The organism is Pseudomonas chlororaphis, from assembly GCF_001921865.1.
Classification (GTDB): Bacteria; Pseudomonadota; Gammaproteobacteria; order Pseudomonadales; family Pseudomonadaceae; genus Aquipseudomonas; species Aquipseudomonas chlororaphis_D.
Genome location: NZ_MSCT01000023.1, coordinates 20998 through 47985, shown reverse-complemented (window position 1 = coordinate 47985; position 26988 = coordinate 20998). Strand labels below are relative to the sequence as shown.

At 64.3% G+C, this 26988-nt stretch carries 24 protein-coding genes and 1 pseudogene; 11 read left to right on the top strand and 14 right to left on the bottom strand.

The window, feature by feature from the left end; all coding sequences use genetic code 11:
- Window positions 1-15: 15 nt before the first annotated feature.
- Window positions 16-915 carry a homocysteine S-methyltransferase family protein gene (locus BTN82_RS28345; RefSeq protein WP_075122319.1) on the bottom strand — a complete coding sequence of 300 codons (900 nt, stop codon included), beginning with the start codon at window positions 913-915 and terminating at the stop codon, window positions 16-18.
- 111 nt (window positions 916-1026) lie between these two features.
- On the opposite strand from BTN82_RS28345, the gene BTN82_RS28340 reads away from it, so the two are divergent.
- On the top strand, window positions 1027-1848 hold the full coding sequence (locus tag BTN82_RS28340) for an ABC transporter substrate-binding protein (RefSeq protein ID WP_075122318.1): 822 nt from the start codon (window positions 1027-1029) through the stop codon (window positions 1846-1848).
- Window positions 1845-2681 (top strand): amino acid ABC transporter permease, encoded by an 837-nt coding sequence (locus BTN82_RS28335; protein WP_075122317.1) that lies wholly within the window; start codon window positions 1845-1847, stop codon window positions 2679-2681. Before BTN82_RS28340 ends, BTN82_RS28335 begins: the two co-directional genes overlap by 4 nt.
- A gap of 87 nt (window positions 2682-2768) precedes the next feature.
- On the opposite strand, the pseudogene BTN82_RS28330 reads toward BTN82_RS28335, so the two are convergent.
- From BTN82_RS28330 to BTN82_RS28315, 4 genes and pseudogenes are all read right to left on the bottom strand, one after another.
- Window positions 2769-3035: pseudogene (locus tag BTN82_RS28330) on the bottom strand (helix-turn-helix domain-containing protein); the annotation flags it as partial.
- Entirely contained in the window at window positions 3032-4306 is a 1275-nt protein-coding gene (locus BTN82_RS28325) for a type II toxin-antitoxin system HipA family toxin (RefSeq protein WP_075122315.1), read from the bottom strand. The gene BTN82_RS28325 and the pseudogene BTN82_RS28330, both read right to left, overlap by 4 nt.
- A 302-nt stretch (window positions 4307-4608) precedes the next feature.
- A complete protein-coding gene (oadA, locus tag BTN82_RS28320; protein ID WP_075122314.1) occupies window positions 4609-6417 on the bottom strand; it encodes a sodium-extruding oxaloacetate decarboxylase subunit alpha in 1809 nt (602 codons plus the stop codon).
- 11 nt (window positions 6418-6428) lie between these two features.
- Window positions 6429-7844 (bottom strand): acetyl-CoA carboxylase biotin carboxylase subunit, encoded by a 1416-nt coding sequence (locus BTN82_RS28315; RefSeq protein WP_075122313.1) that lies wholly within the window; start codon window positions 7842-7844, stop codon window positions 6429-6431.
- A gap of 190 nt (window positions 7845-8034) precedes the next feature.
- On the opposite strand from BTN82_RS28315, the gene BTN82_RS28310 reads away from it, so the two are divergent.
- Window positions 8035-8997, top strand: coding sequence for a LysR family transcriptional regulator (locus tag BTN82_RS28310; RefSeq protein ID WP_075122312.1), 963 nt, complete (start codon window positions 8035-8037; stop codon window positions 8995-8997).
- Here the strand turns inward: BTN82_RS28310 and BTN82_RS28305 are convergent.
- The 3 genes from BTN82_RS28305 to BTN82_RS28295 all read right to left on the bottom strand — a co-directional run bounded on the left by BTN82_RS28305 (window position 8939) and on the right by BTN82_RS28295 (window position 13355).
- Window positions 8939-9151 carry a PA3496 family putative envelope integrity protein gene (locus BTN82_RS28305; RefSeq protein ID WP_075122311.1) on the bottom strand — a complete coding sequence of 71 codons (213 nt, stop codon included), beginning with the start codon at window positions 9149-9151 and terminating at the stop codon, window positions 8939-8941. The genes BTN82_RS28310 and BTN82_RS28305 overlap by 59 nt on opposite strands.
- Window positions 9152-9373: 222 nt before the next feature.
- The gene (gene hexR / locus BTN82_RS28300) at window positions 9374-10240 is read right to left on the bottom strand and encodes a transcriptional regulator HexR (protein WP_025131545.1); all 867 of its coding nucleotides are present in this window, start codon (window positions 10238-10240) and stop codon (window positions 9374-9376) included.
- 250 nt (window positions 10241-10490) lie between these two features.
- A complete protein-coding gene (locus BTN82_RS28295; protein WP_075122310.1) occupies window positions 10491-13355 on the bottom strand; it encodes an EAL domain-containing protein in 2865 nt (954 codons plus the stop codon).
- Between the two features lie 246 nt (window positions 13356-13601).
- On the opposite strand from BTN82_RS28295, the gene uvrD reads away from it, so the two are divergent.
- The 5 genes from uvrD to BTN82_RS28270 all read left to right on the top strand — a co-directional run bounded on the left by uvrD (window position 13602) and on the right by BTN82_RS28270 (window position 18866).
- Window positions 13602-15785: a DNA helicase II gene (gene uvrD, locus BTN82_RS28290; RefSeq protein ID WP_075122309.1), complete on the top strand. Its 2184-nt coding sequence runs from the start codon at window positions 13602-13604 to the stop codon at window positions 15783-15785.
- A 148-nt stretch (window positions 15786-15933) separates the two neighbouring features.
- Complete coding sequence (locus BTN82_RS28285) at window positions 15934-16374, top strand: EamA family transporter (RefSeq protein WP_075122308.1); 441 nt, start codon at window positions 15934-15936, stop codon at window positions 16372-16374.
- Between the two features lie 180 nt (window positions 16375-16554).
- Window positions 16555-17433: a Tim44 domain-containing protein gene (locus tag BTN82_RS28280; protein WP_075122307.1), complete on the top strand. Its 879-nt coding sequence runs from the start codon at window positions 16555-16557 to the stop codon at window positions 17431-17433.
- A gap of 137 nt (window positions 17434-17570) precedes the next feature.
- Window positions 17571-17978, top strand: coding sequence for an SMI1/KNR4 family protein (locus BTN82_RS28275; protein WP_068578389.1), 408 nt, complete (start codon window positions 17571-17573; stop codon window positions 17976-17978).
- Between the two features lie 129 nt (window positions 17979-18107).
- On the top strand, window positions 18108-18866 hold the full coding sequence (locus tag BTN82_RS28270; protein ID WP_081375524.1) for an alpha/beta hydrolase: 759 nt from the start codon (window positions 18108-18110) through the stop codon (window positions 18864-18866).
- Here the strand turns inward: BTN82_RS28270 and BTN82_RS28265 are convergent.
- Window positions 18863-20626: a cation:proton antiporter gene (locus BTN82_RS28265; RefSeq protein WP_075122306.1), complete on the bottom strand. Its 1764-nt coding sequence runs from the start codon at window positions 20624-20626 to the stop codon at window positions 18863-18865. The genes BTN82_RS28270 and BTN82_RS28265 overlap by 4 nt on opposite strands.
- Before the next feature lie 265 nt (window positions 20627-20891).
- On the opposite strand from BTN82_RS28265, the gene BTN82_RS28260 reads away from it, so the two are divergent.
- A complete protein-coding gene (locus tag BTN82_RS28260) occupies window positions 20892-21374 on the top strand; it encodes an acyl-CoA thioesterase (protein WP_075122305.1) in 483 nt (160 codons plus the stop codon).
- A gap of 96 nt (window positions 21375-21470) precedes the next feature.
- Here BTN82_RS28260 and pdxY read toward each other — a convergent pair whose 3' ends face one another.
- Window positions 21471-22343: a pyridoxal kinase PdxY gene (gene pdxY, locus BTN82_RS28255; RefSeq protein ID WP_075122304.1), complete on the bottom strand. Its 873-nt coding sequence runs from the start codon at window positions 22341-22343 to the stop codon at window positions 21471-21473.
- A 116-nt stretch (window positions 22344-22459) separates the two neighbouring features.
- On the opposite strand from pdxY, the gene BTN82_RS28250 reads away from it, so the two are divergent.
- Window positions 22460-22867: a DUF3301 domain-containing protein gene (locus tag BTN82_RS28250; protein WP_075122303.1), complete on the top strand. Its 408-nt coding sequence runs from the start codon at window positions 22460-22462 to the stop codon at window positions 22865-22867.
- A 122-nt stretch (window positions 22868-22989) separates the two neighbouring features.
- On the opposite strand, the gene BTN82_RS28245 is transcribed toward BTN82_RS28250, so the two are convergent.
- The 4 genes from BTN82_RS28245 to dksA all read right to left on the bottom strand — a co-directional run bounded on the left by BTN82_RS28245 (window position 22990) and on the right by dksA (window position 26443).
- Window positions 22990-23952, bottom strand: a complete 963-nt coding sequence (locus BTN82_RS28245; RefSeq protein ID WP_075122302.1) for a CobW family GTP-binding protein — start codon at window positions 23950-23952, stop codon at window positions 22990-22992.
- Window positions 23953-24087: 135 nt separating this feature from the next.
- Window positions 24088-24801, bottom strand: a complete 714-nt coding sequence (locus BTN82_RS28240) for a DUF1826 domain-containing protein (RefSeq protein ID WP_410002846.1) — start codon at window positions 24799-24801, stop codon at window positions 24088-24090.
- The gene (gene zigA / locus BTN82_RS28235) at window positions 24798-26006 is read right to left on the bottom strand and encodes a zinc metallochaperone GTPase ZigA (RefSeq protein ID WP_075122301.1); all 1209 of its coding nucleotides are present in this window, start codon (window positions 26004-26006) and stop codon (window positions 24798-24800) included. The genes BTN82_RS28240 and zigA overlap by 4 nt, the downstream gene beginning before the upstream one ends.
- Before the next feature lie 32 nt (window positions 26007-26038).
- A complete protein-coding gene (gene dksA / locus BTN82_RS28230; protein WP_075122300.1) occupies window positions 26039-26443 on the bottom strand; it encodes an RNA polymerase-binding protein DksA in 405 nt (134 codons plus the stop codon).
- A 134-nt stretch (window positions 26444-26577) separates the two neighbouring features.
- Between dksA and BTN82_RS28225 the strand changes: the two genes are divergently transcribed.
- Window positions 26578-26958 carry a glutamine synthetase gene (locus BTN82_RS28225; protein WP_075122299.1) on the top strand — a complete coding sequence of 127 codons (381 nt, stop codon included), beginning with the start codon at window positions 26578-26580 and terminating at the stop codon, window positions 26956-26958.
- Window positions 26959-26988: the final 30 nt, after the last annotated feature.

The following is a 26988-nucleotide window of genomic DNA, read 5'->3' as shown; positions in this document are numbered from 1 at the left end:
TTGCTCGCGATGCTTTTACGCCAGCTTCTGCGCCAGCACGGCAATGTGCTCCGGCCCGATCCCGCAGCAACCACCCAGGTGGCTGGCGCCACGTTGCCGCCAGTCCGCCGCCCACTGCAGATAACCCGGCGGGTCGAGATCGTCGCGCAGCGGATCGAGGCCGTCGTTGGCCGTGGCTTCCTTGGATTGCGGCGGGAAGGCGTTGGCGTAGGCGCCGATATGGATCTTCACCCCCAACTGCTCGAAGGTTGCTCGTGCCGCATCGATCGCCGCACCTATCACTTCCGGCTGGCTGCAATTGAACAGCAGGGTTTGTACCCCCAGCTCGGCGGCCACCGCCGCCGCGTCCGCCACCGGTTCGCCGGAGCGTAGGCGCGGCACTTCGTCGGGATGCTCGTCGTGCAAGGTGAACGATAGCCAGAAGGGTTTGCCGTCCTTGGGCAGGCCGGCATGGATTGCCCGCGCCTCGACCGTGGAACTCTGGGTTTCCGCCAGCCACAGGTCGACGTGGGGCGCCAGACCGTCAACCAGCGGCGCCAGCAACTCGGCGGCGCGGGATGCCTGGAACAAGTCCGGACGGTAAGAGCCGAACAGCGGCGGCAGCGAGCCGGCAACCCGTACCGCCCTGCCTGAAACCTGCACCGCCCGACGCGCCAGCTCACCCGCCAACGCCGCCAGGGCCCGGCCCTCGGCGGCAAAACGCTGCTCGCCGATATGGAACGGCACCAGCGCATAGCTGTTGCTGGTGATGACGTTGGCGCCGCTTTCGATATACGCCGCGTGCACTGCCTCCACCGCCTGCGGCGCTTCGCTCAGGGCCAGCGCCGACCACTCGGGCTGACGGAACGGTGCCCCCCGCCGCTGCAACTCACGCCCCATGCCGCCATCCAGAATCACCCTGCTGTCTGCGCTCATATGCTTTTTACTCATATGCTTATGAAAATAACTCACTATCTGAGCCGTTCTTATAACTATTTAATACGCACCATTCAGTTAATAACAACCTTTTTTCCGCTCGGTATTCCCATGACATTCAAACCGCTGCTGGCCCTCGGCCTGACGCTTCTCGCGGCCTCCGGCCAGGCTTTCGCCGGCGCCACCCTGGACCGTATCGAACAGAAAAAAGAGCTGGTGGGCGTACTGATGGAAAGCTACCCGCCCTTCTCGTTCCTCAACGATCAGAACCAGCTCGATGGCTTCGACGTCGACGTGGCCAAGGCCGTGGCTGACAGACTGGGAGTGAAGCTGCGCCTGGAAACCCCGTCCTGGGACGTGATCGCCGCCGGCCGCTGGAGCGGTCGCTACGACATCTGCATCTGCTCCATGACCCCGAGCAAGGCCCGCGCCGAAGTCTTCGACTTCCCGGTGCAGTACTACGCTTCGCCCGCGGTGATCGTGGTCAACGCCAAGGACGAGCGCATCCACGGCGCCAAGGACCTGAGCGACAAGAAGGTCGGCCTCACTAGCGCCTCCAGCTACGAGAGCTACCTGAACAAGAACCTGGTGATCGAAGGCGCCGAGGACACCCGACTGCAATACCCGTTCGAGAACGTGCAGATCGCCCCCTACGACACCGACAACGTGGCCTTCCAGGACCTCGGCCTGGGCGCCGGCGTACGCCTGGACGCGATCCTCACCAACCTGGTGACCGCCCAGCCGCGCCTGGACCAGGACCCGCGCTTCAAGCTCGCCGGCGAGCCGCTGTACGCCGAGCCCAACGCGGTGGCCATCGAGAAAGGCGACACCCAGTGGAACGCCAAGGTGCGTGAAGTGTTCGCCCAGCTGAAGCAGGACGGCACCCTGGGCAAGCTCTCGCAAAAATGGATCGGCGCCGACATCAGCCAATGACTTCTTTCCCGCCAGCCCCCCAGCCACCGCAACCGGTGGCTGAGCCGCTTATCAAGCGCCTCCTGGGTTTCCGGACACGCCTGTACCTGACCTGGGCCGGAATGCTCGGCCTGTTCGGCGGTTTTTTCCTGAGCTTCGACCTGAAGTTCTCGATCATCCTCGACAAGCTGCCCAACCTGCTCGGCATCGCCCTGGCCCCCAACGGCTTCCTGCAGGGCGCGGCGCTGACCCTGTTCCTGTGCCTCTGCTCGATCGTGCTGTCGTCGCTGCTGGGCTTCGTCACCGCCCTCGCCCGGCTGTCGAAAAGCGCCGTGGCCTTTGGCATCGCCAGCTTCTATGCCTCGTTCTTTCGCGGCACGCCGCTGCTGATCCAGATCCTGCTGATCTACCTCGGCCTGCCGCAACTGGGCGTGGTGCCGGGCGCCATTGCCGCGGGGATCATCGCGCTGTCGCTGAACTACGGCGCCTACCTCAGCGAAATCTTCCGCGCCGGCATCCTCGGCGTGCCCCACGGCCAGCACGAGGCCTCCCTGGCGCTGGGCATGCGCGACCGCGTGATCTTCTGGCACGTCACCCTGCCGCAAGCCATGCGCACCATCATCCCGCCGGCCACCAACCAGTTCATCTCGATGCTCAAGGACTCGTCGCTGATCTCGGTAATGGGCGTCTGGGAAGTGATGTTCCTGGCCCAGTCCTACGGCCGCTCCAGCTACCGCTACATCGAGATGCTCAGCACCGCGGCGATCATCTACTGGCTGCTGTCGATCGGCCTGGAACTGATCCAGGCGCGGATGGAAAAGCATTACGGCAAGGGTTACGTGCGGCGCGGTTGAGGCTCAGTTGGGCACCGCGGGTCCGGGCATGCCCGGGCCCTTGTCCAGGCGCTCGAGATCATTGAGCAGCGAGCGGGCGCGGCTGGTTTTCTGCACTTTCACCACCCCCATCTGCATACCGAAGGGCTTGAACACGGCGTTCAACGACTTGAGGGTCGGATTGCCGTCGCCATGCTCGATGTGGATCAGGGTGCGCAGGGAAATCCGGCACATCCTGGCGAACTGGCTCTGATGCAGCCCCGTGACTTCGGTGCGCAGGCGCCTGACCGCATCGCCGAGCGGCAAGCGGCCGGCAGCCAGCTCCTGCTGGATGTTGTCGATCAGCGCGCCGCGCTCTTCCAGGCTTGTACTCATCGCAGTCCCCACTCCTGCAGGCGTCGATCCAGATGGCGCAAGTGAATGCGCGGGTGATTCAGGGTGACCTCGGGCAAGCCACTGGCGCTCAGCAAGTCCGGCAGGGCCCGCAGGTGTTCGGCATCCTCGCGCAGACGCGTCAGGGCGGCTTCCGGATCGAGCAGCGGCTTCAGGCTCGCGCACACCAGGCGCCAGTCCACGTCGCCCGCCACTTCCATGCGCCCGGGCCATTTGATGGTTCGGGTTATGCCCTCGTCGTCCATGACCATGGGGGCCAGATCGTAGATCGGCGCCAGCCGCACCCCGTCCTCGGTGCGGATGATCGAGGTGTTGCGCCCATGATTGTCCGAGTTGCCGAGGATCTTGTTGAGCAGGTCCCGGCGCAGGTAGTCCGCCACCAGCTCCGGAATCGACGATTCCTGGCCCGTGACTCGCCAAAGCTCGGCCAGGATCCCAAGCACCTCGGTGTGCCGCATGCCGTGGCCGTAACCGACCAGCCCCGCCAGGGAATAGATCGACTCCACCGCCATGCGCTCGACGCTTGCCCCTGCCACTCGGCGATCAAAGCGCTGCATCCACAGGCTGGGTTTGCGAGCCTCCTCCAGAGCCAGGCCCTGGGCCGGCACCGTGTCGACTCCCAGTTGCTGCAGCGCCCGGTAATAGTGGAACTCGCTCCTGAGGATGTCGCAGTCGTTCTGCGTCGCCCGGTTACGAGGAAACTTCACGAACCAGTGTTGAACCGCCAACCCATCGTCGAGTACCGCATCGGGGTACAGCAGCCCCTCATGGCTTTCGGTCAGCAGCAGTTTGGGCGCTTCCCCGCCCGCCCCCGTGGCCCCGCCAATCGCCGCGCCCTGCTCATGGGCGTACTCAAGAAAGCGGTTGTCGCGGATAACCACGTCTTCTCGCGAGAAGCCCTGGGCCGGACGTCCGCCCAGGGCCGCCAGTGACTCCTTGATCCGCAGGTTGCCGATCGGCGCTGGTGTGGATCGAGCCAACAGGAACAAATCGGGGGCCAAATCGTCAGGTCGTTCACGCCCCATGTGGGTGAGCAGAAAGCGTTTGGCTGCGCCCGCAGGGGCAATGTCATACAGGAATGCCGGGGCCTGGGCTTCTCGCCAAGGCTCCCAACCCAGAGGTATCTGCGCACTGACGGACCTGGCCAGCGGGCTGGTCACTGCCTCCAGGTTATCCACCAGATACTGCGGCACGTAACCAAAGCTGCAAGGGCTGGCCAGGCCCTCTTCAGGCCTGTCGAAGCTCAGGGTCATGGCGTCGCTCCACACCCCTGCGCAGTAGAGTTGTAGCGTCAGGCGGAGCATTAGGTCACCTGCAATTTAGTGCACTTAAACGAGCCGTCGAGTAAAATCATCTGCATTATAATACATCCGCCTAGAAGAACGGGCCAAATAAGTGCATTAAAGTGCATTTATTCCACATCTGCGCAACCAAAAATGCATTAAATTACACTCATGATCCACCATGGCCTCTGACCTCGCCTCCTGAATAACGGGCAAAAAAAAGGGAGGCCGTAGCCCCCCCGAGGTAAAACGTTGCGGATGAAGGCCTGGAATCAGCCTTCGATCTCGATCAGGATTTCGCCCGGGTTGACCCGGTCGCCCTTGGCCACGTGGATGGCGGTGACCTTGCCGGCGATGGCCGCCTGGACTTCGGTTTCCATCTTCATGGCTTCGGTGATCAGCACGGCCTGGCCAGCCTTGACGGTGTCGCCTGCCTTGACCAGCACGTCGACGATATTGCCCGGCATGGTGGTGCTGACGTGGCCCGGTGCCGAGGCTTGCTTGCGCTTGCTGCTGCCGCCGCCGACGAACTCGTTGAGCGGCTCGAACACCACTTCTTCCGGCATGCCGTCGATGGACAGGTAGAAGTGGCGCTTGCCTTCGGCTTTCACGCCAACGCCGGTGATGTCGACGCGGTAGGTTTCGCCGTGCACGTCGATGACGAACTCGGTCGGTACGCCTTCGCCGCCGGCAGAGGCGACGCCGCCCGCTTCCGGAATCGGCAGCAGCACTTCCGGGGTCAGGGTGCCGGCTTCGCGCTCTTCGAGGAACTTGCGCCCGATGTCCGGAAACATGGCGTAGGTCAGCACGTCTTCCTCGGACTTGGCCAGGGCCCCGATGTCGGCGCGCAGCTTGGTCATCTCCGGCTTCAGCAGGTCGGCGGGGCGAACGTCGATCACCTCCTCGCTACCGATGGCCTGGCGCCGCAGCTTCTCGTCCACCTCGCCCGGCGCCTTGCCGTAGCCGCCTTGCAGGTAGAGCTTCACTTCGTTGGTGATGGTCTTGTAGCGCTCGCCGGCCAGCACGTTGAAGAACGCCTGGGTGCCGACGATCTGCGAAGTCGGGGTCACCAGCGGCGGGTAGCCGAGGTCATGACGCACCCGCGGAATCTCCGCCAGCACTTCGTTCATGCGGTTCAGGGCGCCCTGTTCCTTGAGCTGGTTGGCCAGGTTGGAAATCATCCCGCCCGGCACCTGGTTGACCTGCACCCGGGTATCGACCGCGGTGAATTCGCTCTCGAACTGGTGGTACTTCTTGCGCACGGCATAGAAGTACAGGCCGATTTCCTGCAGCAGCTCCAGGTCCAGGCCAGTGTCGAATTCGCTGCCTTTAAGGGCCGCGACCATCGACTCGGTGCCCGGATGGCTGGTGCCCCAGGCGAAGCTGGAGATCGCGGTGTCGATATGGTCGGCGCCATTTTCGATGGCCTTGAGCTGGCACATCGCGGCCAGGCCGGCGGTGTCGTGCGAGTGGATGAACACCGGCAGCGATTGCTCGGCCTTCAGCGCCTTGACCAGCTCGCCGGTGGCGTAAGGGGTCAGCAGGCCGGCCATGTCCTTGATCGCCACCGAGTCGCAACCCATGGATTCCATCTGCTTGGCCTGGGCCACGAACGCCTTGATGGTGTGCACCGGGCTGGTGGTGTAGGCGATGGTGCCCTGGGCATGCTTGCCGGCGGCTTTCACCGCCTCGATGGCAACGCGCAGGTTACGCACGTCGTTCATCGCGTCGAAGATGCGGAACACGTCGATGCCGTTGACCGCGGCCTTGGCCACGAACGCCTTGACCACGTCGTCGCTGTAGTGGCGGTAGCCCAGCAGGTTCTGCCCGCGCAGGAGCATCTGCAAACGGGTGTTGGGCAGCGCGGCGCGCAGTTTGCGCAGGCGCTCCCAGGGGTCTTCCTTGAGGAAGCGCACGCAGGCGTCGAAGGTCGCGCCGCCCCAGACTTCCAGCGACCAGTAGCCGACTTTGTCGAGCTTGTCGCAGATCGGCAGCATGTCTTCGGTGCGCATGCGGGTCGCCAGCAGCGATTGGTGGGCGTCGCGCAGGATGGTGTCGGTTACGAAGATCTTCTTGCTCATTCTTATATTCCTCACAGGCCTGCGTGGGCGGCGATGGCGGCGGCGATGGCCAGGGCCAGCTCTTCGGGTTTGCGCTTGATCGAGTAGTTGGTCAGTTCGGGGTGGCTTTCGACGAAGCTGGTGTTGAACTGGCCGCTACGGAATTCCGGGTTGCGCAGGATTTCCTGGTAATAGGCGGCGGTGGTCTTGACCCCTTGCAGGCGCATGTCGTCCAGGGCGCGCAGGCCGCGGTCCATCGCCTCTTCCCAGGTCAGCGCCCAGACCACCAGTTTCAGGCACATGGAGTCGTAGAACGGCGGGATGGTGTAGCCGGTGTAGATCGCCGTGTCGGTCCGCACGCCGGGGCCGCCGGGGGCGTAGTAGCGGGTGATCTTGCCGAAGCTCGGGAGGAAGTTGTTTTTCGGGTCTTCGGCGTTGATCCGGAACTGCAAGGCGAAGCCGCGGTGCTGGATGTCTTCCTGCTTCACCGAAAGCGGCAGGCCGGACGCGATACGGATCTGTTCGCGAACAATGTCGATGCCGGTGATTTCTTCGGTGATGGTGTGTTCCACCTGCACCCGGGTGTTCATCTCCATGAAGTACACCTCGCCGTCGGCGAGCAGGAACTCCACAGTGCCGGCGTTCTCGTAGCCCACGGCCTTGGCCGCGCGCACCGACAGGTCGCCGATGTAGGCGCGCTGTTCCGGGGTCAATTGCGGGCTCGGGGCGATCTCGATCAGCTTCTGGTTGCGGCGCTGGATCGAGCAGTCGCGCTCGAACAGGTGCACCACGTTGCCGAAGCTGTCACCGAGGATCTGCGCCTCGATGTGCTTGGGGTTGACGATGCACTTTTCCAGGAACACTTCGGCGGAGCCGAACGCCTTGGTCGCCTCGGAAATCACTCGCGGGAATGCCTGTTCCAGCTCTTCACGGCTGTTGCAACGGCGAATGCCGCGGCCGCCGCCGCCGGAGGTGGCCTTGAGCATCACCGGGTAACCGATGCGGTCGCCTTCGGTCAGCGCTTCGTGGATATCGGCGACGTTGCCTTCGGTGCCCGGGGTGACCGGCACGCCGGCCTTGATCATGCTGCGGCGGGCTTCGGTCTTGTCGCCCATGCGGCGAATCACTTCCGCCGACGGGCCAATGAACTTGACTCCACGTTCAGCGCAAATGTCCGCCAGTTCGGCGTTTTCCGAAAGAAAACCATAGCCGGGGTGCAACGCGTCGCAACCGGTCTCCACGGCCAGGTTCACCAGCTTGCGCGGGTTCAGGTAACCGGCCAGGGGTTCGGCACCGATGCTGTGGGCTTCGTCCGCGCGCTTCACATGCAGGGCATGGCGATCGGCGTCGGAGAAGATCGCGACCGAGCGAATGCCCATCTCGGCGCAAGCACGCACGATACGTACGGCAATCTCACCACGGTTGGCGATCAGGATCTTTTTTATCACTTGGAGGTTCCCTTGAGCCGTTGAAACACACGACCTGCTAGACCAGGTCGGCGCGTGACCAAATGTTTCAAGCCAGTCGCAGGCCCACACTATTCCTGTCGATGAATTAACAAAAATCAATAATTATTGGGTCACTCATAAGTAAAGACTTATAGTTGATCCGAAAGCCCTCGGCGCGAGACCCAAAATAATGCGTAAGTCCTTGATGCGTATGACATTACGCCAACTTCAGGTTTTCAATGAGGTCTGCGATCTGCGCTCGTACAGCCGGGCGGCCGACGAAATGTCCCTCACCCAGCCCGCCGTCAGCCTGCAGATTCGCCAGCTGGAGGAGCTGATCGGCCAGCCGCTGTTCGATTACGTCGGCAAGAAGCTCTACATGACCGAGGCCGCCGAGGCCCTGCAACGGGCCAGCCGCGACATCTTCGGGCGCCTGGAAAACCTCGACATGCAGCTCTCGGACATGCAGGGCTCGCTGCAGGGCCAGCTGAAACTGGCGGTGGAATCCAGCGCCAAGTACTTCGTGCCGCACTTGTTCGCCGCCTTCAAGCGCCAGCACCCGGAAGTCAATCTGCAACTGACGGTGGTCAACCGCGGCCAGGTGATCCGCCGCCTCTCGGACAACCGCGACGATCTGGTGATCATGTCCATGGTCCCGCAAGACATGGGCCTGGAATTCCTGCCGTTTCTCAATAACCCGATCGTCGCCGTGGCGCCGCCCGACCACCCGCTGTGCCACCTTGGGCCTTTGCGCCTGCAAGACCTGGAACCCTACAACCTGCTGGTGCGCGAACAGGGTTCGGGCACGCGCCTGGCCTGCGAGGAATACTTCAAGGAAAAGCGCGTGCACTTCACCCAGACCCTGGAAGTGTCGTCGGCCGAGGCTCAGCGCGAGTGTGTGCGGGCGGGTCTGGGCGTGGCGCTGTTGACGCGCCATGCCCTGAACCTTGAGTTGGCGACCGGGGGGCTGGTGGAGCTGCCGGTCGAAGAGCTGCCGTTGTTTCGCAGCTGGTGCCTGGTGCAGGCCAAGGCCAAGCGCCTGTCACCGGTAGCGCATGCGTTCCTGGGGTTTATCCGCAGCGAACGGGTGCAGATCAGCGGGTTGGTTGAGCGTTTTGACGGGAAGCCGCTGACGCTGCCTGCCAGTAATTGACGGCTTCCAGCTCGGGGTAATCGTTGATTTCCTGCTGCAAGCGACGCAGCTCGCCGCGATGTTCGATCGCGCGACGGAATTCCATGCGGCGCTGGTCTTCCTGCTGACGGCGGGTCTTGACTGCGCTGCTGCTCTCTTCGTAAGGCCGGGCCATTTCGGGTCTCCCAATGCGAGTACGGGAGTTTCACGATGGACGTCGGGCATTACGGTTTGGCGGCGGGCGGATGACAGGACGATGAAAGTTGCCATTCCCGTCCTGATGCAGGAGCGAGCTTGCTCGCGAAAAATATTGACGATGACACGGTGTCGCGGGATGAACCGCCGCTTCGCGGCTATCGCGAGCAAGCTCGCTCCTACACCTATAGGGGCAAGGCATTCAGTCGTCGAGGGCTTTCACCGACTTGGGCGACAGGCGCAGGCTGCGAAGGCTGCGCTTGACGCTCTTGAGGTGGTTGACCAGGCTCGGCCCGCGGGCCATGGCCACGCCCATCGCCAGCACATCGATCACCACCAGGTGGGCGATACGCGAGGTCAGCGGGGTGTAGATCTCGGTGTCTTCATGCACGTCGATCGCCAGGTTGACGGTGGACAGCTCGGCCAACGGGGTCTGGCTCGGGCACAGGGTAATCAGCGAAGCGCCGCTCTCGCGCACCAGGTTGGCGGTGATCAGCAGGTCCTTGGAGCGCCCGGACTGGGAAATGCAGATCGCCACGTCGCTGGGCTTGAGGGTCACCGCCGACATCGCCTGCATATGCGGGTCGGAATAGGCCGCCGCGGTCAGCAGCAGGCGGAAGAATTTGTGCTGGGCATCCGCCGCCACCGCGCCGGACGCGCCGAAGCCGTAGAACTCCACGCGCTGGGCCTGGGACATGAGCGTCACCGCCCGCTGCAATTCCACCGGGTCGAGCTTCTCGCGAACCTCCATCAGGGTGTGCAGGGTGGTGTCGAAGATTTTCAGGCTGTAGTCGGCGACCGAATCGTCTTCGTGGATCGCGAACTGGCCGAAGCTGGCGCCGGCGGCGAGGCTCTGCGCCAGCTTGAGCTTCAGGTCCTGGAACCCCGAGCAACCGATGGCGCGGCAGAAGCGCACGATGGTCGGCTCGCTGATACCCACGCTGTGGGCCAGGTCGGCCATGGAACTGTGCATCACGGCCGCAGGATCGAGCAGCACATGATCGGCGACCTTGAGCTCCGACTTGCGCAAGAGATGGCGTGATTGGGCTATGTGCTGCAACAGATTCAAAGGGCTGGACTCATTGTTATTGGGGCGGACGCCCAAGGATGTAGCAATTTTGTAGTTATACTACATGAATTCGCTTTTTGCCTGCTCAATGCGTAACTGAATCACCTCGCACCCCGCTGTTTTGGCCTGACGGGCTCTTTGTAGCCATCGGCGCGGCCTATGCTCGCACTGGCCTGCGTCCCCGCCGCCGGCTTCATGAAAAGCGCTTTTCAGACATGCCTGAAAACGGTCGTGCCTGCCACTGCGACAGCTACGAGGGCTGGGCCCGCAACAACGCGGCCAGGCCCTCGGCTTCCACCGGCCGGCTGATCAGGTAGCCCTGCACTTCATCGCATTTCTGCTCCTTGAGAAACGCCATCTGCCCCGGATGCTCCACCCCTTCGGCCACCACTTTCAGCGACAGCCCGTGGGCCATGGCGATGATCGCCCGAGTAATCGCCGCGTCGGCGCCGCCTTCGGTCAGGCCACGGATAAAGGCCTGGTCGATCTTCACGTAGTCCACCGGGATCCGCTTGAGGTAACTCAGCGAGGAATAACCGGTGCCGAAGTCGTCGATGGCCAGCTTGACCCCCAGGTCGCGCAGTTGCTGGAAGGTCGAAATGATGTGTTCGACGCCGTCCAGCAGATGGCTTTCAGTCAGCTCCAACTCAAGGAAATGCGGCGCCAGCCCGGTTTCCTCCAACACATTGCGCACCAGGCTGACCAGCTTGCCCTGGCGCAGTTGATGCACCGACAGGTTCACCGACACGCGGATGGCCGGCAGCCCCTGGCGCTGCCACTCGCAGGCTTGCCAACAGGCCTGGCGCATGACGAATTCGCCGATCGGGCCGATCAGCCCGACCTCCTCCGCCAGGCCGATGAAGTCCCCCGGCGGCACCCGCCCCATGCCGGGGTGGTCCCAGCGCACCAGGGCTTCGGCGGCATTCAGGCGCCCGCTGGCAAGGCACAGCTTCGGCTGGTAGAACACCTTCAACTGGCGTTCCTCGACGGCCTTGCGCAGCTGGTTCTCCAGTTGCAGGCGCTCCAGGGTGCTGGCTTGCAGGCTGGCGGTGTAGAACTGGAAATTGTTGCCGCCCAGGTGCTTGGCGTGTTGCATGGCGATGTTCGCCTGGCTGATCAGCGCCGGCACTTCCCGCGCGCTGTCGGGCAGCAGGCTGATGCCCATGGACGCGCTGACCACCAGCTCGTGCCCGTCCACGGTGAGCGGCAAACGCAGCTTCGCCGACAACCGGGTGGCCACCCGGGTCAGGCTCGACAGGCTGCCGTAGGCATCGAACAGCACCGCGAACTCGTCGCCGGACAACCGGGCAATGGTGTCGGCCTCCGGCAGCGCGTTGACCAGGCGCCGGGCCATTTTCTGCAACAGCTGGTCGGCGACATCGTGGCCCAGGCTGTCGTTGAGCAGCTTGAAACGGTCCAGGTTGATATGCACCAGCGCCAGGCTACGACCGCCCTGGCGCACCCGCTGATGGGCTTCGCGCAACCGTTCGCGGAACAGCGAACGGTTGGCCAGGCCGGTGAGTTCGTCGTAGTGGGTCAGGTAGCGCATGCGCTCTTCGGATTCGCGCCTGGCGGAAAGATCGGCGAAGAAGCCCACTATATGGCTGACTTTTCCTCGCGAATCGCGCACTACGTTCAATTGCAGCCACTGCGGGTACAGCTCGCCGTTCTTGCGCGCCTCCACCAGTTCGCCCTGCCAGCTGCCGTGCTGTTCGAGGGCCTGGTGAATCACTGGATAGTGCCGGCGCGCATCGCGGCTGCACGGCAGGCCGACGACGTTGCGCCCGAGCATGTCCTCGATCTGGTAGCCGGTGACCCGGCTGAACGCCTGGTTGACCGCCAGCAGCACGTAATCGGGGTCGAGGATCACGATGCCTTCGCTGGCCGCCTCGAACACCGTCGCCGCCAGGCGGCGCTGCTCTTCCTGCTGCTTGCCGGCGCTGATGTCGCGCCGCGTGCCGACCATGCGCAGTACCTGGCCGCCGGTACCGCGCTCCACGGCCCGGCCGCGGTCTTCGATCCATACCCAGTGGCCATCGTTGTGACGCACGCGGTATTCCACCAGATAGTCCTCGGTGCGCCCCTTCAGATGCTCCACCAGCGCGCGCTTGAGCAGCGGCAGGTCCTCGGGGTGCAGCAGCGGCTTGAGATGGCTGAGCATCCCGCGCACGACCTCCGGCTCCAGGCCGAACAGTTCCTTGATATGGCTGTGGTGGACTTCGTCGGTCTGCAGGTTCCAGTCCCACAGCCCCAACTGGCTGGCCTTCAACGCCAGCGCCAGGCGCGCTTCGCTCTTGCTCAGCGCCTGGTTGGCCGCATCCAGCTCGCGGCTGCGCTCGGCCACCCGGTTTTCCAGGCCGACCTGGGCCTGGCGCAGCTCTTCTTCGGCGTGGCGGCGCTGCTCGACCTCGCGCAGCAGTTCACTGTTGAGCTGCTCGCTGCGGCTTTGCGCCTGTTGCAGGTGTTCGATCAAGGCCTGGTTCTGGAAACGCCGCAGCAGGCCGGTCTGGATCAGCCGGTTGACCTGCCAGGCCACCACACTCAGCGACACCAGCAGGATCAGCCCCAGCCAGCCCCAGCCGCGCTGCTGCTCGTCGCCGCCCCAGAACAGGTAGCCGATCGCCGGCAACAGGCAGGGCAAGGTAAAGGACAGGAAGGCCGGCAGGCTGACCGCGTAGGCCACGCTGGCCGAGAGGATCGCCGCGCCGATCAGGCCGAAGACCCAGGCCTGTTGCAGGAAGTTGTCGGTGGGTATCAGGGCGATGCCGGCGCCGGCCAGGGTCAGGCCGCTGACGGCGGAGCCGAGCAGGAACATGCGGCGCCAGATCGGCTGCGCCTGGCGGCTGGGGATCGCCGAGTCGAACGCCGCCACCTGGATCACGCGCAGGGCCACCAGGGCCAGCAACCAGACCATCCATACGCTGACCAGCCAGTAACGCTCAGGGCTCCACGACAGCCAGGCGCAGACCAGGCCGTTGAGCAGCATGAACAAGGTCGGCAACAAAGAGCCCTGGTAAAGCAGGCGCGTGCGTTCGACCGCCATTTCCATGGCGTAATGCTTGCGAACAATCCGAGGTTCCACAAAGGGTCCGGACGGGCCCGTGCTGAGTGTCATAGGCAGTGTTCTTATAATGATTGAGCCCGAAACGTCGCCGGAGCATACACAAGCAAACGCCCGGACCAAACAGCCTGGAACCATAAAATCGGTAAATACGCCCAAGCGTCGATCCGGGCGAAATACCTACAGCCAAGCCCGGCCAACGGCTACGGCCCGTGACCGACCGGTCGTCCCCGACGCTCTTTTATCGGCTAAAGCAAAGCTTGGTTTGCCCGGGGTGCGCCAGCCCCCTAGAATGCCCCGATGCGCGATGATCTCTCCCTCCTGTTGAACTCCCTCAACGATGCCCAACGCCAGGCCGTAGCCGCCTCCTTGGGTCGTCAGTTGGTCCTGGCCGGTGCTGGCTCCGGTAAAACCCGAGTGCTGGTGCACCGTATCGCCTGGTTGATCCAGGTCGAGAACGCCTCGCCCCATTCCGTCCTGTCGGTGACCTTCACCAACAAGGCCGCTGCCGAGATGCGCCAGCGCATCGAGCAGTTGATGGGCATCAACCCGGCCGGCATGTGGGTCGGCACCTTCCACGGCCTGGCGCACCGCCTGCTGCGGGCGCACTGGCAAGAAGCCGGCCTGAGCCAGACCTTCCAGATCCTCGACAGCGACGACCAGCAACGCCTGGTCAAGCGGGTGATCCGCGACCTCGGCCTGGACGAGCAGCGCTGGCCGGCCCGACAGGCCCAGTGGTTCATCAACGGGCAGAAGGACGAAGGCCTGCGCCCGCAACACATCCAGGCCAGCGGCGACCTGTTCCTGGCCACCATGCGCGGCATCTACGAGGCCTACGAGGCCGCCTGCCAGCGCGCCGGGGTCATCGACTTCTCCGAGCTGCTGCTGCGCGCCCTCGACCTGTGGCGCGACCACCCGGGCCTGTTGGCGCATTACCAGAAGCGCTTCCGCCACGTGCTGGTGGACGAGTTCCAGGACACCAACGCCGTGCAGTACGCCTGGTTGCGCCTCCTGGCCAAGGGCGGCGACAGCCTGATGGTGGTGGGCGACGACGACCAGTCGATCTACGGCTGGCGCGGCGCGAAAATCGAGAACATCCACCAGTATTCCGCGGACTTCCCCGATACCGAGGTGATCCGCCTGGAACAGAACTACCGCTCCACCGCCGGTATCCTCAAGGCCGCCAACGCCCTGATCGCCAACAACACCGGGCGCCTGGGCAAGGAACTGTGGACCGACGGCGGCGAAGGCGAAGCGATCAACCTGTACGCCGCCTTCAACGAACACGACGAAGCGCGCTACGTGGTGGAAACCATCGAAAGCGCCCTGAAAACCGGCATGGCGCGCAGCGATATCGCCATTCTGTATCGCTCCAACGCCCAGTCCCGGGTGCTGGAGGAGGCCCTGCTGCGCGAGCGCATTCCGTACCGCATCTACGGCGGCCAGCGCTTCTTCGAGCGCGCCGAGATCAAGAACGCCATGGCCTACCTGCGCTTGCTGGAAGGTCGCGGCAACGACGCGGCGCTGGAGCGGGTGATCAACGTACCGGCCCGCGGCATCGGCGAGAAGACCGTCGAAGCGATTCGCGAACACGCGCGCCACAGCCATGTGTCGATGTGGGAAGCGATGCGCCAGCTGGTGGTCAATAAAGGCCTGGCCGGACGTGCCGCCGGCGCCTTGAACGCCTTCATGGAACTGATCGAGCACCTGGCGACCGTCACCGCCGAGATGCCGCTGCACCTGATGACCCAGGCCGTGATCGAGCAATCCGGCCTGATCGCCTATCACGAAGCGGAAAAAGGCGAGAAAGGCCAGGCCCGGGTGGAAAACCTCGAGGAACTGGTCAGCGCCGCGCGCAACTTCGAACACACCGAAGAGGACGAGGAGCTGACGCCACTGGCGGCGTTCCTTGGCCACGCGTCGCTGGAAGCCGGCGACACCCAGGCCGACGAGCACGAAGACAGCATCCAGCTGATGACCCTGCACAGCGCCAAGGGCCTGGAATTCCCCTACGTGTTCCTGGTGGGCATGGAAGAAGGCCTGTTCCCCCACAAGATGAGCCTGGAGGAACCCGGCCGCCTTGAAGAAGAACGCCGCCTGGCCTATGTCGGCATCACCCGGGCGATGCAGAACCTGGTAATGACCTACGCCGAGACCCGGCGCCTGTACGGCAGCGAGACCTACAACAAGGTTTCGCGTTTCGTACGGGAAGTACCGAAAGGGCTGATCCAGGAAGTGCGCCTGTCCAACAGCGTCAGCCGTCCGTTCGGCGGTGGCCAGTCGCAAAGCACCAGCAGCCTGTTCGGCGGCAGCGAGATCCCGGACACCGGCCTCAGCCTCGGCCAGGCCGTGCGCCACTCGGTGTTCGGCGACGGGGTGATCCTCAACTTCGAAGGCGCCGGCGCCCAGGCCCGGGTCCAGGTGAATTTCAGCGAAGGCAGCAAGTGGCTGATGCTCGGCTACGCCAAGCTCGAAGCCATCTGAACAACCCCGTAGGTGTAGGAGCGAGCTTGCTCGCGAAAAAATCGTCAACGATGACGCGTTCTACCGAGAGAATTAGCCGCTTCGCGGCTATCGCGAGCAAGCTCGCTCCTGCAAGGGATGCTCCATTCAAGGCGCAAGGGAGTAACACATGGGCTCAGGCTTCTTTTCCTCCTGGACATTCTGGGCCCTGCTGTCGGCGGCGTTCGCCGCCCTGACCGCGATCTTCGCCAAGATCGGCATCGAAAACCTCAACTCCGACTTCGCCACCCTGCTGCGTACCGTGGTGGTGCTGTTCAGCCTGGCCTTGATTTTGTACGCCACGGGCCAATATCAGTCCCTGGGGTCGATCTCGGCCAAGAGCTACCTGTTCCTGGTGCTCTCCGGGCTGGCCACCGGCGCTTCGTGGATCTGCTACTTCCGTGCGCTGAAAGTCGGGCCGGCCTCGCTCGTCGCGCCGGTCGACAAGCTCAGCGTGGTGTTCGTCGCCCTCCTGGGCGTGCTGCTCCTGGGCGAGAAACTCGACCTGCGGCAATGGAGCGGCATCGGCCTGATCTTCGCCGGCGTCGTGGTCCTGGCGCTGAAACGCTGAGGCGTCGTCGGCGCTGAACCATCGCCGCCCGGCAACGGACAAACCCGTACAGGGCCCGCTGCCTCGACCGAAGCTGAACCCCGGCTGTCAGGCAAAAGCCCGAAACACTCTGTCGCTAGCCAGTGACACTTCACCTGTGCAACATGGCGCGCGTGCCATCCACAAATGGGAATTCCCTTTATGAAACGTTTTCTTAGCATCGCCATGGCGTTGTGCATCGGCCTGACGATGAGCCTCGACGCCAACGCCAAGCGCTTCGGTGGCGGCAAAAGCGCTGGCGCCGCGCCGACCCACCAGACCAGCCAGATGGCTCCGTCCTCTTCCGGCATGGGCTCCACTGCAGCGACCGCCGGGGCGGCCGGTGCCGCAGGCGCTGCCGCCAAGGCCGGCGGTGCTTCGCGCTGGCTCGGCCCTCTGGCCGGTATCGCCGCGGGCGGCCTGCTGGCCTCCATGTTCATGGGCGACGGCTTCCAGGGCATGCAGATCTTCGACATCCTGATCATGGCGGTCATCGCCTTCCTGGTCTTCCGCTTCATCGCCGCTCGTCGTCGCAAGCAGCAGGAGCAATACGCTCCGGCCGGCCACGCGCCGATGCAGCGTGAAGTCTTCGAGCAGAAGCCGGCCCAGGGTTCGATCTTCGGTGGTTCCGCCGCGCCTGCCGCAGCGGCCCGTCCGGTGATCAACGCTCCGGCCTGGTTCAACGAAGAGCGCTTCGTCGAAGCCGCGCGCAACCACTTCCAGTCCCTGCAGCAACACTGGGACGCCAACGAAATGGACAAGATCGCCGAGTTCGTGACCCCGCAGATGCTGCAATTCCTGAAACAGGAACGTGCCGACCTGGGCGACGGCTTCCAGTCGACCTACATCGACAACCTCAGCGTGCAGCTTGAAGGCGTCGACGACCGCGCCGACAAGACCATCGCGACCCTGACCTTCAACGGCGTGTCGAAGACCTCGCGTTTCGACCAGGGCGAAGCCTTCAGCGAAAGCTGGAACATGGAACGCGCCCAAGGCGAAAACCAGCCTTGGCTGGTTGCGGGTATCCGCCAGAACGGCTGATCCTTTGCAGTGTCACATCAGTAATCGCAAACCCCGACTTCAGTCGGGGTTTTGCATTTCACGATTGCACTTATAGCGAGCTACTGTATAAACCGCCGTCTATCAAATCGCGCCATAGAGCTAAGAGGACCCAGGCCGTGGAAGAAGTCATCGAGCAACTCCGTGAAGCCAACGAACCGGTACCCGTTCCCCTGGAACTGCCGGATGAAGACCTGCTGGTGGAAATCGAAGAACAGCTGTTCATCAACATTCCGTTCGTCTTCAAAGAGTTCCTGTTGACCGTAAGCGATGTGGTCTACGGCAGCCTCGAGCCGGTCACCGTGACCGACCCGCAATCCCACACTTACCTGCCGGAAGTCGCCGCGACCGCCTGGGACATGGGCGTACCGCGCGAGTTGATCCCGATCTGCCAGGACGGCGACGACTACTACTGCGTCGAAGAAGACGGCACCGTGGTGCTGTGGTCTGGCGAAGAAGAACTGATCACCGAAGACTCCTGGGAATCGGTGTGGCACTGGGCACGGGACGTCTGGCTGGAAAGCTGATCGGCCTTGCCCGGTTCAGCCCCGCTGGCCCAACTCCGGCAGGCGGTGTCCGCCCGCTATCGCGACATTCGCTTGATCGCCGGGTCGACGCTACTCGCCAGCAGCTTGCTGGCGGGTTGCCAGGCACCGATGGCTCGGCTGCAAGCGCTGAGCAGCCAGTACGCCCATCGGGTCGACGTCTTGCCCACCTCGCCCTTCCCCCTGGCCAGCAGCCTGCCCGTGCAACCCACGCAACAGCCGCGCCTGCGCATCTACCTCGAAGGCGACGGCCATGCCTGGGCGACGTCCCGTCAACCCAGCCTCGACCCCAGCCCACGGCACCTGCTGATGGCGCAACTGGCGCTGAGCGATCCCCGTCCGAGTGTCTACCTGGCCCGCCCCTGCCAGTTCGTCAGTGCCGCCGGCTGCACCACGAACCTGTGGACCGACCAGCGCTTCTCGTCAGCGGTATTGGACAGCCTCGACCAGGCCCTCGACCGCCTCAAGCAGCGTTACGGCAACCGGGATTTCGAGCTGGTCGGGTATTCCGGCGGCGCCGCACTGGCGTTGCTGCTGGCCGCGCGGCGAGATGACATTGCCCAGGTACAGACCCTGGCCGGCAACCTGAGCCCGCGGCTGTGGGCCGAGGCGCTGGCGCTAAGCCCGTTGCAAGGCTCCCTCGACCCGCTGGACCAGGCGCAACGACTGGCCCGAGTGCCGCAACGGCATCTGCTCGGCCAGGCCGACCGCAGCGTGCCTGCCAGCCTGTACCCGACCTATCGCCAGGCGCTGGGCCCACGGGCCGTCTGCGTGCAGTCCGTCAGCCTGCCCGAGGTCGGCCACGAACAGGGCTGGGGCGAAGCCTGGCAACGCTGGCGCGACCAGCCGCTGGACTGCGCCAGCGATTAGTGCGCGCCATCGTCCTTGTGGTTGTCCAGGGTATCCAGCAAGGCCACCTGCATGCGGGTGTGCACGCGAATGAACCAGCGCCACAGCAGCGCGGCCACCGCCGCCGTCACCACGGCAATCAGCATCAGCAGCTCGGTGGTCGGCAGGATGCTCGAAGACAGCGCCGCCAATAGCAGGAAGATCACCAGCAGCGACAACACCGGGATCACCTCGGCGATCACCCGGCGCACGCGCTGGGTGTGGCGCCCGGCCATTTCCGGCTTCACGCCCATCTCCGCCAGCAGCATCGACAGGGCCTTGAGCTTGCGATAGGCGGCGATCAGGAACGGCAGCGACACCAGCAGCGCCCCGCCCCAGATCAACGCTTTCTGCCAGCCCGGATCGCTGATCCAGTCCTGCAGGTAGCTGCCGATGCGCGCCGCGAAAAAGCCGCCGGAGAAGAAGATCGCCACCACCAGCGCCAGGTTGACCCCGACCTGCAACAGGATCCGCCGGATCATCGACGCCAGCAGCGCGCCTTCGCCATGGGGCTGGATACTGCGCAGCCATTCGCCGTACATGCCCAGCACCCGGCTCAGGCGGGTCGGCAGCACGGCGGCGAGCTTCAGCGACAGCGGGTCGGCGGCGCGGATCAGGTACGGCGTGAGCAAAGTAGTAATGGCCGACACCGCGACCGCCACCGGATACAGGAAGTCGCTGGTGACCTGCAGGGTCATGCCCAGCGCCGCGATGATGAACGAGAACTCGCCGATCTGCGACAGGCCCATGCCGACCCGCAGCGAAGTACGTCCGTCGTTGCCGGCGATAAAGGCGCCCAGGCCGCAGGACAGCATCTTGCCCAGTACCACCGCGACGGTGATCACCGCGATCGGCCAGGCGTATTGCAGGAGGATCTGCGGGTCGATCATCAGGCCGATGGCGACAAAGAAGATGGCGCTGAACATGTCGCGCACCGGCTCGATCAGGCGCTCGATCCTCAGCAGTTGCCGCGACTCGGCCATGATCGCGCCGATCAGGAAGGCGCCGAGCACCATGCTGTATTCCAGCTTGACCACCAGCAGGCAGAAACCGAAGCACAGCCCCAGCACGGTGATCAGCAGCATCTCGTTGCTTTCGAACTTGGCCACGTAGGCCAGCAGCCGCGGCACCAGCAAGATGCCGATGACCAGGGCGACGATCATGAACAGCGAGAGCTTGCCGACGGTGGAAAACACCTCCCCGGAACTGACCGTGCCGCTGACCGCGATGCTCGAGAGCAAGGCGATGATGCCAATGCCGAGGATGTCCTCGACGATCAGTACGCCGAAGATCAGCTGGGCGAAACGCTGGTTCTTCATCTTCAGGTCGTTGAGCGCCTTGACGATGATGGTGGTCGAGGAAATCGCCAGGATCGCCCCGAGGAACAGCGAGTCCATGGTGTTCCAGTCGAACCAGCGGCCGATTTCGTAGCCGATCCAGATCATCAGCACGATTTCCATGAACGCCGCGATAAAGGCCGTGGCGCCGACCTTGAACAGCTTGCGCAGGCTGAACTCCAGGCCCAGGCAGAACATCAGGAAGATCACCCCCAGCTCGGCCAGGGTCTTGATGGTGTCTTCGTCGTGGATCAACCCGAACGGCGGGGTGTGCGGCCCGATGATGAAGCCGGCGACGATGTAACCGAGGACCACCGGCTGCTTGAGCCGGTGAAAGAGGATGGTCACCACGCCCGCGACCAGCATGATCACTGCCAGGTCCTGAATAAAGCTGATGGCATGCATGGCGTGGGGCTCCTTGGGGTCATGTTCTTGCGGACGGCGCGGATCGTCGTGCGACCTGCCGGCCAGCGGGAAAAGCCCTGGGGACGGGCTTTTGAAAGATAACATCGCGACTTGTGCCAGGAAGGCGGTGCAATATATGGAAACAGATAGATCGTCGCGTGACGGCGACCGCGGGCGCAGCGTCCCGTTATCGATGGTTTGAAACCCTGACCAAGCACCCGCAGAGGTGCGCCCCGCAACCCCTGCCTAAACCCGTGAGTGTGCTATGGAACCCGGAAACGCCCAGCTGTCGATGACGGTATTGATGACCCCTGACATGGCCAACTTCTCAGGCAATGTCCACGGCGGCACCCTGCTCAAGTACCTCGACGAAGTCGCCTACGCCTGCGCCAGCCGCTATGCCGGCCGCTATGTGGTGACCCTGTCGGTGGACCAGGTGATCTTCCGCGAGCCGATCCATGTCGGCGAGCTGGTGACCTTCCTGGCCTCGGTCAACTACACCGGCAATACCTCGATGGAAGTCGGGATCAAGGTGGTCACCGAGAATATCCGCGAGCGTTCGGTGCGCCACACCAACAGCTGCTTCTTCACCATGGTGGCGGTCGACGACCAGCGCAAACCCGCCGCCGTGCCGCCCCTGCAGCCGGAAACCAGCGAAGACAAGCGCCGCTTCGTGCAAGCCCAGCAACGCCGGCAGATTCGCCAGGAGCTGGAAAAGCGCTATCAGGAAATCAAGGCCGACGCCTGATCGTCCGCACGCCCATCGCGAGCACGCTCGTTCCTACACGGCGGGTGCAAACCTGTAGGAGCGAGCGTGCTCGCGATAGGGCCGCCTCAGCGGCCATCACAAGCTGATCGGCACCGCCTCGAAGCGCACCCGCGGATGGGCGATCCGGTCCTGGGCCCGGACCAGTTGCAGCTCGTAGCTGGCGCAGGCCTGGGTTTCCAGCAGCACTTCATGCACCGCCGCCGCGGTGAACTCGAACGCCGCCACCAGGCTGTCGCCCAACAGCAGCCGGGCCAGGAACAGACCCGAAGTCAGGTCGCCGACGCCCACCGGCTGCCGTGGAAACGCCAGCAGCGGACGCCGCAAATGCCAGCTGCCTTCGGCCGTCACCAGCAGCATTTCGAAGCCGTCCGGCAGCTTGCCCGGGTAATCCAGATGCTTGACCAGCACCGCCTTCGGGCCGCGGGCCAGCAACGCCCGGGCCATGGCCAGGCAGTCGAACAGGGATTGCGGCTTGCGCCCGGCGAAGCTGTCCAGCTCGAGTTGGTTGGGGCAGAGGAAATCCGCCACGGCCGCCGCCTCCTCCAGCAGGAAATCGCTGACTTCCTGCGGCACGATGCAGCCCTTTTCCGGATGCCCCATCACCGGGTCGCACAGGTACAGGGCCTTGGGGTTGGTAGCCTTGATCCGCGCCACGCCGCTGAGGATCGCCCGCCCCTGCGCCGCGCTGCCCAGGTAACCGGAGAGCACCGCATCGCAGTTGCCCAGTTCGCCGATGGCGGCAATGCCTTCCACCAGTTCCGGGATCTGCTGCGGCGACAACACTTCGCCCGCCCACTGGCCGTATTGCGTGTGGTTGGAGAACTGCACGGTATTGAGCGGCCAGACGTTCACCCCGACCCGCTGCATGGGAAACACCGCGGCGCTGTTGCCGGCATGGCCGAAGACCACATGGGACTGGATTGCGAGCAGATGCGGTGTGCGTTTCATTCGGGTCATTCCGTAAAACGATTGAAATTCGAGCCGCGCAGTATGCGACTAAACGCAACCTGTACGACAGACCGAAGACGCAGTTAAGCTGATGCGACTTCGTTGGAGCTCACCTCATGCTGACCCTTGGAAACATTTTCGTGCTGATGCTGCTGGCGACCGGCGCCGCCTGGCTGTGGCACAACCACGGCCTGCGCGAGCGGGCGCTGGAGAGGGTCAAGCAGCACTGCGCACGGCTCGATATCGAACTGCTGGACGGCAACGTGGCGTTGAAACGCATCGGCTTCGTCAAGGACGCCAGCGGCCGTCGGCGCCTGGCCCGGGTCTATAACTTCGAGTTCACCGTCACCGGCGAAAGCCGCCACTCGGGGACCATCACCCAGTTCGGCGCCCACAGCGCGCAGATCGAACTGGCGCCCTACCCGATGCAAACCCCGACGCCCCCTCCCGTGCCGACCCACAGCGCCGAGGTGATCGAGCTGAGCCAGTGGCGCGAAGAGCGCAGCAAGCAGCATCCCCTGTAAGAGCAGCCGGTCGATTGCTCGCGACAGCCGCAAAGCGGCGATTTCTTCTGCAAAACGCGTCATCGTTGACGATTTTTCGCGAGCAAGCTCGCGATGCAGGCGATGCGGTGTATCAGGCCAGACTAAAGGCAGCACGCGGCCAGGGATGCTTGCAGGCCGGCGATATCCTGCGGCTGGCTGAAGATCAGCTCGATACGCGAATCGCGGCGCCATTCGCTGGGTTGCCACTGCGGCGCGGCATTCTCCAGGGCATTGCCCGACACCCAGCCCTGCGCGCCGTGGATCACCAGCTTGGCCCGACGCCAGTCGAGATTCGCCAACCACCGCTGCACGCGGCCGACGTCGAATTCGCGGCTCGGATGCCAGCGCCAACCGATGCTCCAGCCACCTTCCTGGGCCTGGCTCAGGCAGATGGGCTGGGCCGGATCGGTCCAGATCGCCGGTAGCTGGGCCAAGCCCTTGGGTACCTCGAAGGCCTGGGTCGCAGCCCCCGCGCGGACATCGATGCCCGGCAGGCGCTCCAGCGGCAGCTTGCCGCGGGTGGTCCAGAACAGCGGGCAAGCCGGCAGGCGCCCGACAATGCCCTGACGCAGTGACGCGTCGAGCCCTTCGTCCTTGTTCAGCAGCAACAGCCCGGCGCTGGGCAGCGCTTGCTGCTGGGCCTGGGGCAGCGGCTTGCCGGCCGCCAGCGCCTGGGCATCGAGCACCAGCACACAGGGTTGTACGGCCAGCACGTTTTGCCAGGGCGCCTCGCGCAGTTGTTGCAGCAACTGCGCCGGATGCCCCAGCCCGGAAGGCTCGATAAACAGGCGATCCGGCCGGGCCTTGCGCAGCAGGCGCCCCAGGCCCACCTGGAACGGCGCGCCGTTGACGCAGCACAGGCAGCCGCCGGCCACTTCGCCCAGGGCGATGCCGTCCGCGTCGCGGCTCAGCAACGCCGCGTCCAGGCCGATCTGGCCGAACTCGTTGATCAGCACCGCCCAGCGTTCATCGGCCGGGCGCTGGGCCAGCAGTTGCTGGAGCAGGCTGGTCTTGCCCGCGCCAAGGGGGCCGGCGATGACGTGGGTGGGGATGTTTTGCAGCATGGATGGAGCGCTCGGAAAGGAGGTCATTGATCCTACGCGCTAACCCGCGGCAACGAAATTCCTGTCGCCGCTACCGCACACGACGCCTTCCTTGGGCCTCAAGAGCGCATCGCCTGCGGCAGCGGCTACAAAAGATCAGGCCAGCCAGTCCAGGGTGAGGATCAGGCGGCGCTCGCCGGGAGCGGGCTGCGGCGAGCGATGGATCAGGCCGAAACCTTCGTTGCCCAGCCACTTCTCACCCTTGAACAAGGCCACCTCGCCGCTGGCGATCTGCTGGATCGCCGCGGCATCGCTCGGCTCGGCCTCGGCCTGGCCCAGTCGCCGGCGATCCATCGCGCCTTCGCGCAGCCATTGGCTGCCCACGCCGGCATAGGTGGTGATCAGGCGCACCGGCACATGGTCGACATGAAAACGCGGGCACATGGCCTTCTCCAGCACCCGCAAACGCAGGCCGACGCGCTTGGCGCCCAACAGGCAGGCAAAGGCACTGACCAGCCAGGCGACGTCGGCGATAAAGCCTTCGTACCCCTGCAGATCACTGAAACCGGACGCCAGGCCTCGCAGGTCGGGTTCCGCGTCCTCAGCGTCGAGTTCCAGCGACAGCGATTCGGCCAGCGGCTCGTTCAGCGACAGCAGCAAGTCGCCGAAATCGGCGATATGCGCCGGCAACCGACGCTTCCACAAGGCCAGGTTGACGCCGTCGTCCAGCACCTCGGCCAGAACGATGGGGGCCGGGCCGAAAGCGTGGCGGCGTGGCGGTTTTTGCAGGATTGGCCTCAGGATTTCTGCGCGAGCGAGCGAACGTCGACCGACGGCCTTTACCGGGCTCAAGGATAGGTACGGCATCAGGCGGCGGCCTCTTCGTGCCAGGGGCCGAACGGGTCGCGCAGCAGGCGCCAACCTTCCATGCCCTGGGCCATTTCGTCGTCGCTGAGCAGGCAGTCGTCGAGCTCGGCGGTGAGCCGGGCGAAGTCGATGTGCTGCCCGATAAATACCAGCTCCTGGCGGCAGTCGCCGGTGGCGGCGGTCCAGTTCTGCATGATCGCCGCGGTGCTTTCGGTGTCTTGCGGCCAATGCTGCTTCGGCACGAAACGCCACCAGCGCCCGGCGAAACCATGGCGCATCAGCCCGCCGGCCTGGGACCAGCTGCCCGCGTCCTGATACTTGCTCGCCAGCCAGAAAAACCCCTTGGAACGCAGCAGCTTGCCGTTGCTCCAGGGGCGGCTGATGAAATCGAAGAAGCGCTGCGGGTGGAACGGCCGGCGCGCCCGATAGGCCGTGGAGGCGATGCCGTATTCCTCGGTTTCCGGTACGTGTTCGCCGCGCAGTTCCTGCAACCAGCCCGGCGCCTGGGCGGCGCGCTCGAAGTCGAAGCGGCCGGTGTCGAGGATCTTCGCCAGCGGCACTTCGCCCATCACCATGGGGATGATTTCCGCCTGGGAATTGAGGCGTTCGAGGATCGCCACCAGCTCTTCGCGCTCGGCACTGCCGATCAGGTCGATCTTGCTGATGAGGATCACATCGGCGAACTCGATCTGCTCGATCAACAGGTCGGTGATCGAGCGTTCGTCCTCCTCGCCCAGGGTTTCGCCACGCGAGGCCAGGCTTTGCGCGGCCTGGTAGTCGAGCAGGAAATTCAGGCCGTCGACCACCGTGACCATGGTGTCCAGGCGCGCGATATCGGCCAGGCTCTGCCCGGATTCGTCGCGAAAGGTGAAGGTTTCGGCTACCGGCAGTGGCTCGGAAATCCCCGTGGACTCGATCAGCAGGTAGTCGAAACGCCCGTCCCTGGCCAGCTTGCCGACCTCTTCCAGCAGGTCTTCGCGCAGGGTGCAGCAGATGCAGCCGTTGCTCATCTCGACCAGTTTTTCTTCGGCGCGGTTGAGGCTGACATCGCGCTGCACTTCGCTGCCGTCGATGTTGATTTCGCTCATGTCGTTGACGATCACCGCCACCCGCAGGTTGTCGCGGTTGCGCAGGACATAGTTGAGCAGCGTGCTTTTGCCGGCGCCGAGAAAGCCGGACAGCACGGTAACGGGAAGACGGTCGGTCATGGGTGGGTCCTCATCGGGGCTGGGTGGCTGGCTCAGATCGCCCGTTGATGGCGTTCGCGCAGCTCTTGGCGTTCTTTGGCTTCGATACACAGGGTGGCGGTGGGCCGCAGCAACAGGCGCTTGAGGCCGATGGCCTCGCCGGTTTCGCGGCACCAGCCGTATTCGCCGCGGGCCAGGTGTTCGAGGGCTTCGTCGATCTTGTCCAGCAGCTTCTTTTCCCGCTCCAGCAGGCGCAGTTGCCACTGGCGCTGCTCCTCGGCGCTGCCGATGTCGGCGAGGTCGCTGTGGGGCTCCTGCTCGCGCAATACCGCGAACTCGCCGTCGATGCGCTCTTGCAGTTCGGCGCGCTGGGCCAGCAGCAGCTCGCGGAAATAGGCCTGCTGGGCGTCGTTCATATAGTCCGCCGCAGGCTGGGCGAGCAGTTGCGCTTCGGTCATCGGGTGCTGGGTCATGGTGGGTCACGGATCAGGCTTTATTTTATGTTATAGTATAACAATACAAATAAGCCAATCCTCTCTTGCCGCCCGCGACGAAGGGCGTGATGCTTGAGCGTCCCTCGCCGAGAAACCCCATGCGCAACGCCCTGAAATACACGCTGTTGAGCCTGTCCCTGCTGCTCGCCCAGGCCGCTACCGCCCAGGTGCCAAGCGCCCTGGCCACCTGTACCCGCAGCGCCAATCTGCTGGCCTGCGTGGATGCCCAAGGCAACGCCTACAGCGTCGCGGCGGCAGGCAGCACCACGTACCTGCGCGGCTTCGAGGTGGTGGGCAAACGCTATTGGGCCCAGACCAACAGCCGCTACGGCCAGCTGACCTTCTATACCGGCCTGGCCTCCGACGGCGAAGCCTGGGTCGGCTACAGCCAGCGCGTCGGCTGGACCACTCGCAACCGTTTTTCCAGCTCCGGCGGCAGCGGCGGCGCGTTCACTTGCAACCGGATCACGGGTTGCTGATCCACCCACTGGGAATGGACGCGGGCTGCA